At 69.9% G+C, this 15,272-nt stretch carries 10 protein-coding genes; 6 read left to right on the top strand and 4 right to left on the bottom strand.

Features of this window, described 5'->3' with window-relative positions:
* The first annotated feature begins 156 nt into the window (after positions 1 to 156).
* The 4 genes from surE (at position 157) to rlmD (ending at position 4,327) form a co-directional block, all read left to right on the top strand.
* Positions 157 to 918 carry a 5'/3'-nucleotidase SurE gene (surE, locus tag LCHO_RS09625; RefSeq protein ID WP_012346950.1) on the top strand — a complete coding sequence of 254 codons (762 nt, stop codon included), beginning with the start codon at positions 157 to 159 and terminating at the stop codon, positions 916 to 918.
* Positions 915 to 1,766: a protein-L-isoaspartate(D-aspartate) O-methyltransferase gene (locus LCHO_RS09620; protein ID WP_012346949.1), complete on the top strand. Its 852-nt coding sequence runs from the start codon at positions 915 to 917 to the stop codon at positions 1,764 to 1,766. The genes surE and LCHO_RS09620 overlap by 4 nt, the downstream gene beginning before the upstream one ends.
* 61 nt (positions 1,767 to 1,827) lie before the next feature.
* Positions 1,828 to 2,775 carry a peptidoglycan DD-metalloendopeptidase family protein gene (locus tag LCHO_RS09615; RefSeq protein ID WP_012346948.1) on the top strand — a complete coding sequence of 316 codons (948 nt, stop codon included), beginning with the start codon at positions 1,828 to 1,830 and terminating at the stop codon, positions 2,773 to 2,775.
* A gap of 55 nt (positions 2,776 to 2,830) precedes the next feature.
* Positions 2,831 to 4,327, top strand: a complete 1,497-nt coding sequence (gene rlmD / locus LCHO_RS09610; RefSeq protein ID WP_012346947.1) for a 23S rRNA (uracil(1939)-C(5))-methyltransferase RlmD — start codon at positions 2,831 to 2,833, stop codon at positions 4,325 to 4,327.
* On the opposite strand, the gene LCHO_RS09605 is transcribed toward rlmD, so the two are convergent.
* A complete protein-coding gene (locus LCHO_RS09605) occupies positions 4,303 to 6,861 on the bottom strand; it encodes a [protein-PII] uridylyltransferase (RefSeq protein WP_262925507.1) in 2,559 nt (852 codons plus the stop codon). The genes rlmD and LCHO_RS09605 overlap by 25 nt on opposite strands.
* Positions 6,862 to 7,053: 192 nt before the next feature.
* Entirely contained in the window at positions 7,054 to 7,857 is an 804-nt protein-coding gene (gene map / locus LCHO_RS09600; RefSeq protein WP_012346945.1) for a type I methionyl aminopeptidase, read from the bottom strand.
* 91 nt (positions 7,858 to 7,948) lie between these two features.
* Here map and LCHO_RS09595 point away from each other — a divergent pair, with 91 nt between their 5' ends.
* Together LCHO_RS09595 and purL are read left to right on the top strand one after the other, a co-directional pair.
* Positions 7,949 to 9,064, top strand: a complete 1,116-nt coding sequence (locus LCHO_RS09595; RefSeq protein WP_012346944.1) for an NAD(P)/FAD-dependent oxidoreductase — start codon at positions 7,949 to 7,951, stop codon at positions 9,062 to 9,064.
* A gap of 57 nt (positions 9,065 to 9,121) precedes the next feature.
* Entirely contained in the window at positions 9,122 to 13,204 is a 4,083-nt protein-coding gene (gene purL, locus LCHO_RS09590) for a phosphoribosylformylglycinamidine synthase (RefSeq protein ID WP_012346943.1), read from the top strand.
* Positions 13,205 to 13,235: 31 nt separating this feature from the next.
* Here the strand turns inward: purL and LCHO_RS09585 are convergent, their stop codons facing one another.
* Together LCHO_RS09585 and LCHO_RS24245 are read right to left on the bottom strand one after the other, a co-directional pair.
* The gene (locus LCHO_RS09585) at positions 13,236 to 13,874 is read right to left on the bottom strand and encodes a TetR/AcrR family transcriptional regulator (RefSeq protein WP_012346942.1); all 639 of its coding nucleotides are present in this window, start codon (positions 13,872 to 13,874) and stop codon (positions 13,236 to 13,238) included.
* Between the two features lie 89 nt (positions 13,875 to 13,963).
* Positions 13,964 to 15,214, bottom strand: a complete 1,251-nt coding sequence (locus tag LCHO_RS24245) for a pseudouridine synthase (protein WP_012346941.1) — start codon at positions 15,212 to 15,214, stop codon at positions 13,964 to 13,966.
* Positions 15,215 to 15,272: the final 58 nt, after the last annotated feature.

Below are 15,272 nucleotides of genomic sequence, written 5' to 3'. Positions count from 1 at the left end.
TGCGGCGCCGATCCTGGCACCTGAACACAGGCTGAACTGAAGCAACCGGCAATTCACGCTTCGAACAACAGGTCGCACCCACCGCTGTGGAGCGGCCCGTCGGCGCGGGCCGCTGCGGGCGCTCGGCATCGACGGGGCTCTGCCTACAATGTGACGATGCGTATCCTGGTTGCAAACGACGACGGTTATCTCGCACCGGGCCTGGCTGCCCTGGTTGCCGTGTGCAAGGAGTTCGGTGACGTGGAGGTGGTCGCGCCCGAGCAGAACGCCAGCGGCACCTCCAACGCGCTGACGCTGACACGGCCGCTGTCGGTGCACACGGCGGCCAACGGGTTCCGCTACGTCAACGGCACGCCGTCGGACTGCGTGCACGTCGCACTCACCGGGCTGCTCGCGCAGCGCCCCGATCTGGTCGTCTCGGGCATCAACAACGGCGCCAACATGGGCGACGACACCATCTATTCGGGCACCGTCGCCGCGGCGATGGAGGGCTACCTGTTCGGCGTGCCGGCGATCGCCTTCTCGCTGGTCGACAAGGGCTGGAGCCACCTCGACGCCGCCACCCGGGCCGCGCGCGGCGTGCTGGCGCATGTGCTGGCGTCGGGCTGGCACCGCGAGCACTGGCTGCTCAACGTCAACATCCCGAGCCGGCCCGACGCGGCCGAGCTGCCGCTGCAGATCACCCGCCTGGGCAAGCGCCACGCCAGCGAGCCGGTGATCTGCCAGACCAGCCCGCGCGGCGAGCCGATCTACTGGATCGGCGCGGCCGGCGACGCCCGCGAAGCCGGCGAAGGCACCGACTTCCATGCGGTCGCCAACGGCCATGTGTCGATCACCCCGCTGCAGGTCGACCTGACCGACCACGGCCGGCTGGGCACCTGGTCGCAGCGCTGGCAGGACCACGGCAGCCGGGCATGAGCGAGTCGCAGCCGCCGCGGCGCGGACGCTTCCCGCTGCCGCTGTCGGCGACGACGCCGGTGGTGCGCCGATTTGTCTCGACGGGGCAGGCCGTGTTGCAACCGGTCCCGCCACGACCGCAGCGGCCGGCATCCGAAATCACCCGCGAGACGGCCCGACCGGCCATCCTGGCCGGACACGGCCTCGATTCGGACGGCTTCCGGGCCCGCATGATCGAGCGACTGCGCGCCGACGGCTGCCGCGACGAACACGTCCTGCGCGCGATGAGCCGCGTGCCGCGCCACCTGTTCGTCGACTCGGCACTGGCGGCGCAGGCCTACGAGGACACCAGCCTGCCGATCGGCCACGGCCAGACGATCTCGAAACCCTCGGTGGTGGCGCGCATGCTCGGCCTGCTGCGCCAACGCCCCGGCGGCGCGCAGCTCGGGCGCGTGCTCGAGATCGGCACCGGCTGCGGCTACCAGGCCGCGGTGCTGTGCCGGCTGGCATCGCAGGTCTACTCGATCGAGCGCCTCAAGGCGCTGCACGACCGGGCGCGCGAAAACCTCGCGCCGATGCGACGCGATCAGCTGCGGCTGATCTACGGCGACGGCCTGCATGGCCACGGCCCCAACGCGCCCTTCGACGCCATCATCGCGGCCGCCGGCGGACATGCCATCCCGCAGGCCTGGCTCGACCAGCTGGCCGTCTGCGGCCGCCTGGTGGCGCCCATGCACGACGCGCAGCGCGGCACCCAGGTGCTCGTCGTGGTGGATCGCATGCCCGACGGCTCGCTGGTGCAGCATCGACATGAAACCGTCCGTTTCGTCCCTTTAGAATCCGGCACCAGCGATTACAAGCCGGCTTGAGGTGAAACAGAGCGGGATGCATGGCCACCCGACGCCCTCGGCCCACCGGCACCTTCACTCCATGACTTCTCTTCGATCCGTTGCCCGCGCAACGCGCTATTTCCTGCTGGGTCTGGCCACGCTCTGGCTCGCCGGCTGTGCCGGCAACTTCAAGCCGCCGCGCGCACCCGTGGAAGACCGCGGCTTCGGCACCAGCCGGCCCGCTGCGGTGGCAGCGCCGGCGGCCGCATCGGCGCCGGTGGCCAGCCCCGTCAAGCCGCAACTGAACCTCGAGAACGCCGGCAAGCCGGGCTACTACACCGTGCGCTCCGGCGACACGCTGATCCGTGTCGGCCTCGAGACCGGCCAGAACTGGCGCGACCTGCAACGCTGGAACGAGCTCGACAACGCCGACCGGATCGAGGTCGGCCAGGTGCTGCGGGTGGTGCCGCCAGGGCAGGACCCGACGCAGACGGCCGCCCGGCCGATCGTGGTGGCGCGCGCCGAGTCGCGCCCGCTCGAGAGCCGCCCGTTGCCGTCGGCGTCGGCATCTGCCTCGCCATCGACCGGTGCGGGCAGCGCGCCGATGATCATCCCGCCGCCGGCGCCGGCCGTCACGCCGTCTCCCGCACCGGCTCCCGCTGCCGCGACGAGCAACGACGAGGACATGAGCTGGTCCTGGCCGGCGCAAGGCAACGTGGTGAGCGGCTTCGACGAAAGCCGCAACAAGGGCCTGGCGATCGGCGGCCGGCCCGGTGATCCGGTGATGGCCGCGGCCGACGGCCGGGTCGTCTACGCCGGCTCCGGCCTGCGTGGTTACGGCAACCTGGTGATCATCAAGCACAACGAGACCTACCTCACCGCCTACGCGCACAACCAGGCCCTGCTGGTGCGCGAGGACCAGCCCGTGCGGCGCGGCCAGAAGATCGCCGAGATGGGCTCGACCGACGCCGAACGGGTGCAGTTGCACTTCGAGATCCGTCGCCGCGGCAAGCCGATCGATCCGGCCCGCTTGTTGCCCGCCCGTTGACACTCACGGCTTGCCGCAGCGCCTGTGCACTGCGCAGGCCACTCAAGGCATTTCGATGACACCCTCGGATGAATGGTTGCAGGTCGAGTCGCTCGACCTCGATGCACAGGGCGTGGCCCGCAACAGCGAGGGCAAGGTGGTCTTCATCGAAGGCGCCTTGCCGGGCGAGCGGGTGCAGGTGCACGCGCAACGCCGCAAGAACAACTGGGAGCAGGCCGCGCTGGTGACGATCGGGCGCGAGAGCGCCCAGCGCGTGCGCCCCGGCTGCCCGCACTTCGGCCTGCACGCCGGTGCCTGCGGCGGCTGCAAGATGCAGCATTTCCACGCCAGCGCGCAGGTGGCGGTCAAGCAGCGCACGCTCGAGGACAACCTCTGGCATCTCGGCAAGGTCCGCACCGAACGGGTCCTGCGCCCGGTCGAAGGGCCGACCTGGGGCTACCGCTACCGCGCCCGCCTGTCGGTGCGCTACGTGGCCAAGAAGGGCGTCGTGCTGGTCGGTTTCCACGAGCGCAAGTCGCGCTACGTGGCCGACATGCGCAGCTGCGCCGTGCTGCCGCCGCACATCAGCGCGATGCTGCTGCCGCTGCGCGACCTGATCGACAGCATGGAGGCCCGCGAGCGCCTGCCGCAGATCGAGCTGGCGGTGGGCGAGTCGAGCCAGGGCCTGGAAAATGTTCTGGTGAATGCGCTGGTGCTGCGCAACCTCGAGCCGCTCAGCGCCGCCGACGCCCAGCGCCTGCGCGACTTTGCCGCCATCCATCCGGTGCAATGGTGGCTGCAGCCCAAGGGACCGGAGACGGTGCACCTGCTCGACGAGGGCGTCGGTCCGAAGCTGGCCTATTCGCTGCCCGAATACGGCGTCACGATGCCGTTCAAGCCGACCGACTTCACGCAGGTCAACCACCACATCAACCGCGTGCTGGTCGGCAAGGCGCTGGGCCTGCTGAAGGTGCAGGGCAACGAGCGGGTGATCGACTGGTTCTGCGGCCTGGGCAACTTCACGCTGCCGCTGGCCACCCAGGCGCGCGAGGTGCTGGGCATCGAGGGCAGCGAGACGCTGGTGCAGCGCTCGCGCGAGAACGCCCAGCTCAACGGGCTGGCGCACAATGCCACGTTCGCGGCGCGCAACCTGTTCGAGCTGTCACCCGCCGATCTGGCTGCCTACGGCTCGGCCGACCGCTGGCTGATCGACCCGCCGCGCGAGGGTGCGTTCGCGCTCTCGAAGGCCCTGGCCGAGGTGCGCCAGCAGCCGATCGACGGCTACACGCCGCCGCAGCGCATCGTCTACGTCAGCTGCAATCCGTCGACCCTGGCACGCGACGCCGGCCTGCTGGTGCACCAGGCCGGCTACCGCTGCACGGCGGCGGGTGCGGTCAACATGTTCCCGCACACCGCGCACGTCGAGTCGATCGCGGTGTTCGAGCGCATCGACGGCTGGCAGCTGCCGGTGCCCGCGCCGGCACCGGAGCTTGCAGCCGAGCCCGAATCGACCGACCTGCCGCCGGCCGTCGAGACCGCCGGCGCCGATCAGGCCAGCGCGTCGAGCAGCTGAGTCTCGAACTCGATCTGGCTGCGGTTGTGCTGCAAGGCGGAACCGTCGACCAGGAAGGTGTCCTCGACCCGCTCGCCCAGCGTGCTGATCTTGGCCAGCTGCAGGTTGATGTGGTGCTGCGCCAGCACCCGGGCGATGCGGTACAGCAGGCCCGAGCGGTCGCTGGCCGACACCGACAGCAGCCAGCGCTGCGCCCGCTCGTCGGGCCGCAACTGCACCCGCGGCGCGATCGGGAACGACTTGACGCGACGTGACAGCCGGCCGGTGCTCGGCTCGGGCAACGGGCCGTCGTCGTTCAGGGCCAGCCCGAGCTGGGTCTCGACCATCGAGATCAGGTCGCGGTAGGCGTTCTCGAACTGCGGCGTGATGACCTGGAAGGTGTCGAGCGCATAGCCGGCACGGGTGGTGTGCACACGGGCGTCGACGATGCTGAACTGGCCGCTGTCGAAATAGCCGCAGATGCGCGCGAACAGGTCGGGCCGGTCGGGCGCGTAGACCATCACCTGCAGGCCTTCGCCGACCGGCGACAGGCGCGCGCTGACCACGGGGCGGTCGGTGTCGGCCAGGCGCTTGAGCGAGCGGGCGTGCCAGGCGATCTCGCCGCTGTCGTGGCGGGCGAAGTAGTTCAGGTCGAGCGTCTGCCAGAGCGCGTCCTGGCTGCCCGGCAGCGTCGAATGCAGGGCCAGCATCTGCCGCGCCTCCTGCTTGCGCAGCTCGATCTCGGCATCGGTATTGGGCTGGGCGCCACCCAGCGCGCGCAGGGTCGAGCGGTACAGGTCCTCGAGCAGCTTGCCCTTCCAGGCGTTCCAGACCTTCGGGCTGGTGCCGCGGATGTCGGCCACCGTCAGCAGATACAGCCCGGTCAGGCGGCGCGGATCCTTGACCAGCTTGGCGAAGGCCTGGATCACCTCGGGATCGGACAGATCCTCCTTCTGCGCCACCCGCGACATCGTCAGGTGTTCCTTGACCATGAACTCGATCAGGCGCGCGTCTTCGCGTTCGACACCGTGATCGCGGCAGAAGCGCCGCACCTCGACCGCGCCCAGGTCGGAGTGGTCGCCACCGCGGCCCTTGGCCACGTCATGGAACAGCGCCGCCACGTACAGCAGCCAGGGCTGGTCCCAGTGCGCGGCCAGCTGCGAGCAGAACGGGTACTCGTGGGTGTGCTCGGGGATGAAGAAGCGCCGCACGTTGCGCAGCACCATCAGGATGTGCTGGTCGACCGTGTAGACGTGGAACAGGTCGTGCTGCATCTGGCCGACGATGCGCCGGAACACCCACAGGTAGCGCCCCAGCACCGAGGTGTTGTTCATCTGCCGGAACGCGTGCGTGTGGCCGCGCGGCTCTTGCAGGATCGCCATGAACAGGCGCCGGTTCTCGGGGTCGGCGCGGAAGGCGCCGTCCATCAGCTCGCGCGAGTTGTAGAGCGCGCGCAGCGTGCGCACCGACAGCCCCTTGATGCCCACCGTCTGCTGGTAGGTCCGGAAGGTCTCGAGGATGGCGTGCGGGTCTTTCTCGTAGAGGTCGTCGCTGGCCACCTCGAGCATGCCGCCGCGGTCGTAGAAGCGCGCGTTGATCGGCCGCATCGCGGCGTCCTGCAGGCCGTTGACGCGCTCCTCGATGTTGAGCATCAGGATCTGGTTGAGCTGCATCACCGCCTTGGCGGCCCAGTAGTAGCGGCGCATCAGTGCCTCGCTGGCACGCCGCTCGGCGGTCGAGGTGTAGCCGAAGCTCTCGGCCACCGCGGTCTGCAGGTCGAACACCAGCCGGTCCTCGCGGCGCTGCGCCACCGTGTGCAGGCGGGCGCGGATGACCTTCAGCAGCCCCTCGTTGCGCTGCAGCTGGCGCACCTCGAAACGCGTGATCAGGCCCTTGCTCGCCATCTCGGACCAGCTGCTGCCCAGCCCCGCCGCACCGGCCACCCAGCGCACAACCTGAAGGTCGCGCAGGCCGCCGGGGCTTTCCTTGCAGTTGGGTTCGAGCGCGTAGGGCGTGTCCTCGTACTTGGTGTGGCGCTGGCGCATCTCCAGCGTCTTGGCGACCAGGAAATCGGCCGGGTCGAGCACCTCGCAGGTGCGCCGGCGAAACTGCTCGAACAGCCGCTTGGAGCCGCACAGCCAGCGGCTCTCGAGCATCGCGGTCTGGGTGGTGACGTCGGCCAGCGCCTCGCCGACACACTCGTCGACCGTGCGCACGCTCGAGCCGATCTCCAGGCCGATGTCCCAGCAGGCGGTGATGAAGGCTTCGACGCGCTCGCGCTGGGCCTGGCCGTCGCGGTCGCCGGCGCCGTTTTCGGGCAGGTCGTGCGGCATCAGCAGCAGGACGTCGACGTCCGAATGCGGAAACAGCTCGGCGCGACCGTAACCACCCACCGCCACCAGCGCCGCGCCCTTGGGCAGGCCCGACTGCTCCCACAGCTGGCACAGCACGTCGTCGACATGTCGGGCCAGTTGCCGGATCAGCCGGTTGGCCGCCGGCAGGCTGGCACTGCTGGTGCGGAACTGCTCGATCAGCGACTGCCGGCCTTCGCGCATCAGCCTGCGCAACTCGGCAATCGTCAGGATCGGGCGGGTCTTGTCATCGGCCTGGACAGGCACGTCGTCAAGGGTGGAGGCGTGCAGGTCGGGCATGGCTGCGATCCGGGTCGGCGCCGCCAGACTCGCGGCGCATCGGGCAAGAGGGGCTGGACGGCGAGTGCGGCGGGCGACTCGCGCGGGCTCTGACGATCAGGCGTTCACGAAATCGGGAATCGGCGGGCTGCCGGCCGACAGGGTCAGCACTTCGTAGCCGGTTTCGGTGACGACGAGCGTGTGTTCCCACTGCGCCGACAGCGAGCGGTCCTTGGTGACGATGGTCCAGCCGTCGCCGGATTCCTTGATCTCGCGCCGGCCGGCGTTGACCATCGGCTCGATCGTGAACACCATGCCCGGCACCAGGGTGTCGAGCGTGCCGGGGCGGCCGTAGTGCAGGATCTGCGGGTCCTCGTGGAACTTGCGGCCGATGCCGTGGCCGCAGAACTCGCGCACCACCGACAGGCCCTGGTTCTCGACGAAGGTCTGGATCGCGTGGCCGATGTCGCCCAGGCGTGCGCCGGGCCTGACCTTCATGATGCCCTTCCACATCGACTCGTAGGTGAGCTGGCACAGCCGCTTGGCGGCGATCGAGGCCTCGCCGACGATGAACATGCGGCTGGTGTCGCCGTGCCAGCCGTCCTTGATCACGGTGACGTCGATGTTGACGATGTCGCCGTTCTTGAGCGCCCGATCGTTCGGGATGCCGTGGCAGACCTGATGGTTGATCGACGTGCAGACCGACTTGGGGTAGGGCTTGTAGCCCGGCGGCGCGTAGTTCAGCGGCGCGGGAATCGCCTTCTGCTCGTGCACGGTGTAGTCGTGCGCCAGGCGGTCGAGCTCGTTGGTGGTGATGCCGGCGCGCACATGCGGCGTCAGCATGTCGAGCACCTCGGAAGCCAGGCGGCCTGCCACGCGCATGCCCTCGATGTCGGCAGCGGTCTTGATGGAAATCGTCATAGGGGCGGAATTATTGCACCCGGGACTGCGGCAATCGGCCTCGGCTAAGCTCGCCCCCGGACACGGCAGGGGCCTTCGGGCCGCATCAGCGATGGATCAGATCGATACGGTGGTGGTCGGCGCAGGCGTCATCGGCCTGGCGGTGGCGCGTGGGCTGGCCCTGGCCGGCCACGAGGTGGTGGTGCTCGAAGCCGAGCCCGCCTTCGGCAGCGTGACCAGTGCGCGCAACAGCGAGGTCATCCACGCCGGCATCTACTACCCGCCCGGCTCGCTCAAGGCCGCGCTGTGCGTGCGCGGCAAGGCGCTGCTGTACGACTTCTGCGCGCACCACGGCGTGGCGCACCGGCGCTGCGGCAAGCTGATCGTGGCGACACGAGCGGCGCAGGTCGCGGCGCTGCACAAGCTGCAGGCCCAGGCGCAGGCCAACGGCGTGCACGACCTGCAATGGCTCGACGGCGACCAGGCCCGCGCGCTCGAGCCCGCGCTGGCCTGCGAGGCCGCGCTGCTGTCGCCCTCGACCGGCATCATCGACAGCCACGGCCTGATGCTGGCCTTGCTCGGCGACGCGCAGGCGGCCGGCGCCGACCTGGCCCTGTGTTCACCGCTGCTGCAAGCCCGCCGAGATCCCGAAGGTTTCGTGCTGGCGGTGGGCGGCGACCAGCCAATCCAGATCCGGGCGCGGCGCCTGATCAACGCCGCCGGGCTGGTTGCGCCGGACCTGGCGCGGCGCATCGACGGCCTCGACACCCGCCACGTGCCCGAGGCGTTCTACTGCAAGGGCAACTACTTCAGCTGCGCCGGCAAGCCGGCCTTCAGCCGCCTGATTTATCCAATCCCGGAACAGGCCGGCCTGGGCGTGCACGTCACGCTCGACCTGGCCGGCCAGATGCGCTTCGGCCCCGACGTGCAGTGGTTGGCCGACATGGATCCGATGGCGCCCGATTACCACGTCGATCCACTGCGCGTGGACGGCATGGCCGAGGCGATCCGCCGCTACTGGCCGGGACTGCCCGATGGCGCGCTGAGCCCGGCCTATTCCGGCATCCGCCCCAAGATCAGCGGGCCCGATGAGCCGGCGGCGGATTTCCGCATCGACGGGCCCGACGTGCACGGCGTGGCCGGGCTGATCAACCTGTTCGGCATCGAATCGCCGGGGCTGACCGCCTGCCTGGCCATCGCCGAACAGGTGCAGGCTCAACTCGCCTGAGCCGCCTCACCTAAAATCCGCCGCTTGCCGGCCGGGCCATGCCCGGCTGCGTGCTCCATGCCCGGCGCCCGATCGGCGGCGCCACAGCCCTGCGGGACTCATCGCGTGTCTTCAATTTCCAGCTCTTCGCCCCAGCATCTGACGTCTTTCGAGGGCGGCAACGCGCTGTCCGCCTTCCGCGCCCTGGCCCTGCTGCCACGGCTGCAGGCCGTCAGCGAACGCATCGCCGGCGTCAGCGCACGCCATGTGCACTGGGTCTGGAGCGACAGCGCGCTCGACCGCGCCGCCCACGACACGCTGTCGGCGCTGCTGACCTACGGCGACCCGGCCGAAGCGGTCGATGCCGGCGCGCCCGCCAGCGTGATCGTCGTGATGCCGCGCCTGGGCACGCTGTCGCCGTGGGCCTCCAAGGCCACCGACATCGCCCACAACTGCGGTCTGGCGATCCACCGGGTCGAACGCGTCACCGAATTCCGCATCAGCCTGAAAAGCGGCCTGCTCGACGCCTTCGTCAAGAAGCCCAAGGCGCTCAGTGCGGAAGAACTGCAGGCCTGCGCGCTGCTGCTGCACGACCGCATGACCGAGTCGGTGGCCTTCGAGCGCGAGGCCGCGCGCCATCTGTTCGACGCCCAGCCGGCCGAGCCGCTGGCGCATGTCGACGTGCTGGGGCAGGGCCGTGAGGCGCTGGTGGTGGCCAACAAGGACTTCGGCCTGGCCCTGTCGGACGACGAGATCGACTACCTGGTCAACGCCTTCACCGAGCTCAAGCGCAACCCGAGCGACGTCGAGCTGATGATGTTCGCGCAGGCCAACAGCGAACACTGCCGCCACAAGATCTTCAACGCCGACTTCACGGTCGACGGCGAGCGCCAGCCGCTGTCGATGTTCGGCATGATCCGCAACACCGAAAAGCTCGCCCCGCACGCCAGCGTGGTGGCCTACAGCGACAACGCCTCGGTGATGCCCGGCGGCCCGACCGAGCGCTGGCTGCCGCAGGGTTACACCAACGCGCCGCTCTACGCCGCGCGCCAGGAAACCGTGCACGTGCTGATGAAGGTGGAGACGCACAACCACCCGACCGCGATCTCGCCCTTCCCGGGCGCGTCGACCGGCTCGGGCGGCGAGATCCGCGACGAGGGCTCGACCGGCCGCGGCTCCAAGCCCAAGGCCGGCTTGGCCGGCTTCAGCGTCTCGAACCTGCACCTGCCCGGCACGGATGAGCCGTGGGAACGCGCGCCGGTCGGCAAGCCCGAGCACATCGCCAGCCCGCTGCAGATCATGACCGAGGGTCCGCTGGGCGCCGCGGCCTTCAACAACGAGTTCGGCCGGCCGAACCTGGCGGGTTATTTCCGCGTCTTCGAGCAGGACGTCGCCGGCCTGCGGCGCGGCTATCACAAGCCCATCATGATCGCCGGCGGCCTGGGCACGATCAGCGAGGACCAGACCCACAAGCTGCCCTTCGGCGCCGGCACGCTGTTGATCCAGCTCGGCGGCCCGGGCATGCGCATCGGCATGGGCGGCGGCGCGGCCAGCTCGATGGCGGCGGGCACCAACACCGCCTCGCTCGACTTCGATTCGGTGCAGCGTGGCAACCCCGAGATCCAGCGCCGCGCGCAGGAGGTCATCAACCATTGCTGGGCGCTGGGCGCGAGCAATCCGGTGGTGGCGATCCATGACGTCGGCGCGGGCGGCATCAGCAACGCCTTCCCCGAGCTGGTCGACGGCGCCGGCAAGGGCGCGACCTTCGACATCCGCAAGGTGCCGCTCGAAGAAACCGGGCTGGCGCCGAAGGAAATCTGGTGCAACGAGAGCCAGGAGCGTTACGTGCTGGCGGTCACGCCCGAGGCGCTGCCGCTGTTCGACGAGATGTGCCGGCGTGAGCGCGCGCCCTACGCCGTGGTCGGCGTGGCCACCGACGACCGCGAGCTGGTGCTCGAAGAAGGCCCGGGCGGCGAGCGTCCGATCGACATGCCGATGGACGTGCTGCTCGGCAAGCCGCCCAAGATGCACCGTGACGTGCAGCGCGTGGCGCGCAGCGAGCAACCGCTGCAGCTCACCGGCGTCAAGCTCGACGAGGTGGCTTTGAGCGTGCTGCGCCACCCGACGGTGGCCAGCAAGCGCTTCCTGATCACGATCGGCGACCGCACCGTCGGCGGCCTGAGCCACCGCGACCAGATGGTCGGCCCGTGGCAGGTGCCGGTGGCCGATTGCGCGGTGACGCTGGCCGACTACGCCGGTTTCCGCGGCGAGGCGATGAGCATGGGTGAGCGCACGCCGCTGGCTGCGCTCGACGCGCCGGCTTCGGGCCGCATGGCGGTGGCCGAGGCCATCACCAACCTGCTGGCCGCGCCGATGGAGCTGTCGCGCGTCAAGCTGAGCGCCAACTGGATGGCCGCCTGCGGCGAGCCGGGCGAGGATGCGGCGCTGTACGACACCGTCAGGACGGTCGGCATGGAACTGTGCCCGGCGCTGGGCATCGGCATCCCGGTGGGCAAGGATTCGCTGTCGATGCGCACCCGCTGGAGCGATGGCGGTCATGCGAAGCAGGTGGTCGCGCCGGTGTCGCTGATCGTGTCGGCGTTTGTCACGCTCGACGACGTGCGCGGCACGCTGACGCCGCAGCTGCGCACCGACACGCCGGCCGGCATCGACACCAGCCTGATCCTGATCGACCTGGGCAACGGCAAGAACCGCATGGGCGGCTCGATGCTCGCGCAGGTGCTGGGCCAGTTCGGCAACGAGGTGCCCGATCTGGACGACCCGGAGCGCCTGAAGGCGCTGGTCGCGGCCATCAACCAGTTGCGTGGCGAAGGCAAGCTGCTGGCCTATCACGACCGCAGCGACGGTGGCCTCTGGGCCTCGGCCTGCGAGATGGCGTTTGCCGGCCATGTCGGCGTGAGCCTGAACGTGGACATGCTGGTCACCGAAGGTGACGGCATCACGGACAGCCGCGCCGACACCGGCGACTCGAAGAACTGGGCCGGCCAGGTCGGCGAGCGCCGCAACGAGCTGACGCTCAAGGCGCTGTTCAACGAGGAGCTGGGCGTTGTCATCCAGGTGGCCACCGCCGTGCGCAACGAGGTGCTGCAGACGCTGCGCGAGCATGGCCTGTCCAAGCACAGCCACGTCATCGGCAAGACCAACGACCGCGCCGTGGTCGAGGTCTGGCGCGATGCCAAGAACGTGTTCGCCGCGCCGCTGCAGCAGCTCCATCAGGCCTGGGACGACGTCAGCTGGCGCATCGCCGCGCAGCGTGACAACCCGGCCTGCGCGCACAGCGAACACGCCGCAGCCGGCGCGCCCGACGATCGCGGCCTGCACGTGGCGCTGACCTTCGACCCGACCGAAAACGTCGCCGCACCGTTCATCAACCTGACCCGCCCGAAGGTGGCGATCCTGCGCGAGCAGGGCGTCAACTCGCATGTCGAGATGAGCTATGCGATGGCGCAGGCCGGCTTCGACAGCCACGACGTGCACATGACCGACCTGCAGACCGGCCGGGCCCGCCTCGACCAGTTCCAGGGTTTCGTGGCCTGCGGCGGCTTCAGCTACGGCGACACGCTGGGCGCGGGCGAGGGCTGGGCGCGCTCGGTGCTGTTCAACCCGAAGCTGGCCGAGCAGTTCGCGGCCTTCTTCGGCCGCACCGACACCTTCGCGCTGGGCGTGTGCAACGGCTGCCAGATGATGGCGGCGCTGTCGCCGATCATCCCGGGCGCCCAGCACTGGCCCAAGTTCACGCGCAACAAGAGCGAGCAGTTCGAGGCCCGCCTGAGCCTGGTCGAGGTGCTGGACAGCCCGTCGATCTTCTTCCGGGGCATGGCCGGCAGCCGCCTGCCGATCGCGGTGGCGCACGGCGAGGGTTTTGCCGATTTCTCGCAGCGCGGCGATGCCTCGAAAGTGCAGCGCGCGATGCGCTTCGTCGACCACGACGGCGCGCCGACCGAGGCCTATCCGCTCAACCCGAACGGCAGCCCGGACGGCCTGACCTCGGTCACCACCGACGACGGCCGTTTCACGGTGCTGATGCCGCACCCGGAGCGCGTTTTCCGCAACGTGCAGATGAGCTGGACGTCGGGCGACGTCGACGCGCGCAGCCCGTGGATGCGCATGTTCGGCAACGCACGCCGCTGGATCGGCTGACGGCGGAGACCGGCGCCGCCCGAAGGCGGCGTCAGGCGGTCGCGGATTGCGGCGGCTGGGTCGGCTGCGGCTCGATCAGCTTGTGGCCGACGATCGCCGCCCGCAGCATCGCGGCGACCACCGGCGCGTCATCGGGCAAGGCCGCCACGCGGTCTTCCTCGATGGCCAGCAGCACCCATTCCGACAGCATGCCCGCCAGCGACGCCGCCTGCGGCAGGCTCAGCGTCACGCCCTGGGTGCCGGCGCTGCGCGCGATCGTGCCGGCCAGCGCGTTGAGGTTGTCGCGCCGCGCCTTCAGGCCGTCCGGGCCGAGCGACAGGATCTCCATGAACAGCGCGCGCATCAGCACCGGGTGCATGCTCAGGTGGTTGAAGTAGCGGCGAACCGCGGCTTCGACCTGCTCGGGCCAGCCGAGCGACTCGTCGATGGCGACTTCCATCTGCCGGCGGCTGAGTTCGCTCGCGCTCTCGTAGAGCGCGATCATGCATTGCTGCTTGGAGCTGAAATGCTCGTAGAAGGTGCGCTTGGAGACCCGGGCGGCCGCCGCGATGTCCGAGATGGTGGTGTCCGAATAACCGCGTCGGGCCACGCTGACGGCCAGGCCGTCGAGCAGCCGGCGCCGATGGTGTTGTGCCGACGAATAGGCATGTGCAGGCTTGGCCAAGTCCATTCTGATTCCTCCCTTTTGTGAAATCGTACTGGACGTTCAGGCATCCGGGACCGCACTGTGCTCAACAGCGTGTTTCCGGATGCGGGCGCTCAGATGAAAAACTCGTCGCGGCGCAGGTAACGCCATTGCCCGGCCGGCAGATGGCCGAGCGAGACGCTGCCGATGCGCACCCGCTTGAGGCCCAGCACCTGCAGGCCGACGGCCTCGCACATGCGCCGGATCTGGCGTTTCTTGCCCTCGCGCAGCACGAAGCGCAGCTGATCCTCGTTCTGCCAGCTGACCTTGGCCGGCCGCAGCGCCTGACCGTCGAGCTCGAGGCCGTGATTGAGCAACGCCAGCGCGCTGTCGGGCAGCCGGCCCTGGCCTTGATAGGCCACGCGCACGAGGTATTCCTTCTCGACCAGCGATTCGTCGCCGATCAGCAGCTTGGCGACACGGCCGTCCTGCGTCAGCACCAGCAGACCGACCGAATCGATGTCGAGCCGGCCGGCCGGTGCCAGCCCGCGCAGCTGGCCGGGGTGCCAGTTGACGCCCGAGCTGTCTTCGCTCCAGCGGTTTTCGGGTCGGATCAGCGCGGCGGCCGGCTCGTAGCCGTCCTCGGCCTGGCCACTGACGTAGCCGACCGGCTTGTTGACCAGGATCGTGACGCGCTGGGCCTGCTGCTTGTGCGCGGCAGGATCGACGTGGATCTTCGCCTGCGGGCCGACCCGCTGGCCGAGCACCGCCATCTTGCCGTCGACCCGCACCCAGCCAGCCTCGATCCACTCGTCGGCCTCCCGGCGCGACGCCAGACCGAGTGCAGCCATGCGTTTGGACAGGCGTTCACCTTCGCCGGCCAGGGGCGAGGAGGGCACCTCGGCCGGCCGGGCAGGGCGCTGCGACGGCGTGCCCGGTCGCACCGGGCGGGCCGGCTCGAGCACCCGCCGCGCCCGTGCGGCCGGTGCCTCCTGATGCGACTGCGGCGCATACCACGGCGTGCGTTCGGCGGGCGGCCCGCTGCGTCGATCGTCGCGGACCTGCGGCTCGTTGCGTGCGGGGCGCTCGTCGCGATAGGCCGGCCGCTGCGGCGGGTCGTCACGGCGCGGCGCAAAGCCGCGGCCCTGGTCGTCACGACGCGGCATCGGGGGGCGGTCCTGATCCTGACGCTGCGGCGGCCGGCGGCGATCCGGATCGACGGGCTGGCCGCCGTATTCCTCGGCACGGCGCGCCCGTTCGGCCTGGGCCTGCGCCAGCGTCGGCCGCGGACGGGGGCCGCTGACGCCGTTGCGCACGGGCAGTCGCGGCCGCGTGGTTTCGGTCTCCGTCGGGTTGAGGGGTTTCTTCAGTTTGAGCGTGACCATGTGGACATTACAGGGCGGGAAGGGCAGTCGTGCCGGGCAGGGGCTGTGCTATCTTCAG

This window comes from Leptothrix cholodnii SP-6 (assembly GCF_000019785.1).
Lineage (GTDB): Bacteria > Pseudomonadota > Gammaproteobacteria > Burkholderiales > Burkholderiaceae_C > Sphaerotilus > Sphaerotilus cholodnii.
The sequence above is the reverse complement of the archived record's forward strand: the minus strand, read 5'-3'. Positions and strand labels throughout refer to the sequence as shown.

What these genes read in the sequence shown, in the direction of transcription:
- surE (WP_012346950.1), top strand. Translation starts at nt 157, where the DNA reads ATGCGTATCCTGGTTGCAAACGACGACGGTTATCTCGCACCGGGCCTG.
- LCHO_RS09620 (WP_012346949.1), top strand. Translation starts at nt 915, where the DNA reads ATGAGCGAGTCGCAGCCGCCGCGGCGCGGACGCTTCCCGCTGCCGCTG.
- LCHO_RS09615 (WP_012346948.1), top strand. Translation starts at nt 1,828, where the DNA reads ATGACTTCTCTTCGATCCGTTGCCCGCGCAACGCGCTATTTCCTGCTG.
- rlmD (WP_012346947.1), top strand. Translation starts at nt 2,831, where the DNA reads ATGACACCCTCGGATGAATGGTTGCAGGTCGAGTCGCTCGACCTCGAT.
- LCHO_RS09605 (WP_262925507.1), bottom strand. Translation starts at nt 6,861, where the DNA reads ATGCGCGAAGGCCGGCAGTCGCTGATCGAGCAGTTCCGCACCAGCAGT.
- map (WP_012346945.1), bottom strand. Translation starts at nt 7,857, where the DNA reads ATGACGATTTCCATCAAGACCGCTGCCGACATCGAGGGCATGCGCGTG.
- LCHO_RS09595 (WP_012346944.1), top strand. Translation starts at nt 7,949, where the DNA reads ATGGATCAGATCGATACGGTGGTGGTCGGCGCAGGCGTCATCGGCCTG.
- purL (WP_012346943.1), top strand. Translation starts at nt 9,122, where the DNA reads ATGCCCGGCGCCCGATCGGCGGCGCCACAGCCCTGCGGGACTCATCGC.
- LCHO_RS09585 (WP_012346942.1), bottom strand. Translation starts at nt 13,874, where the DNA reads ATGGACTTGGCCAAGCCTGCACATGCCTATTCGTCGGCACAACACCAT.
- LCHO_RS24245 (WP_012346941.1), bottom strand. Translation starts at nt 15,214, where the DNA reads ATGGTCACGCTCAAACTGAAGAAACCCCTCAACCCGACGGAGACCGAA.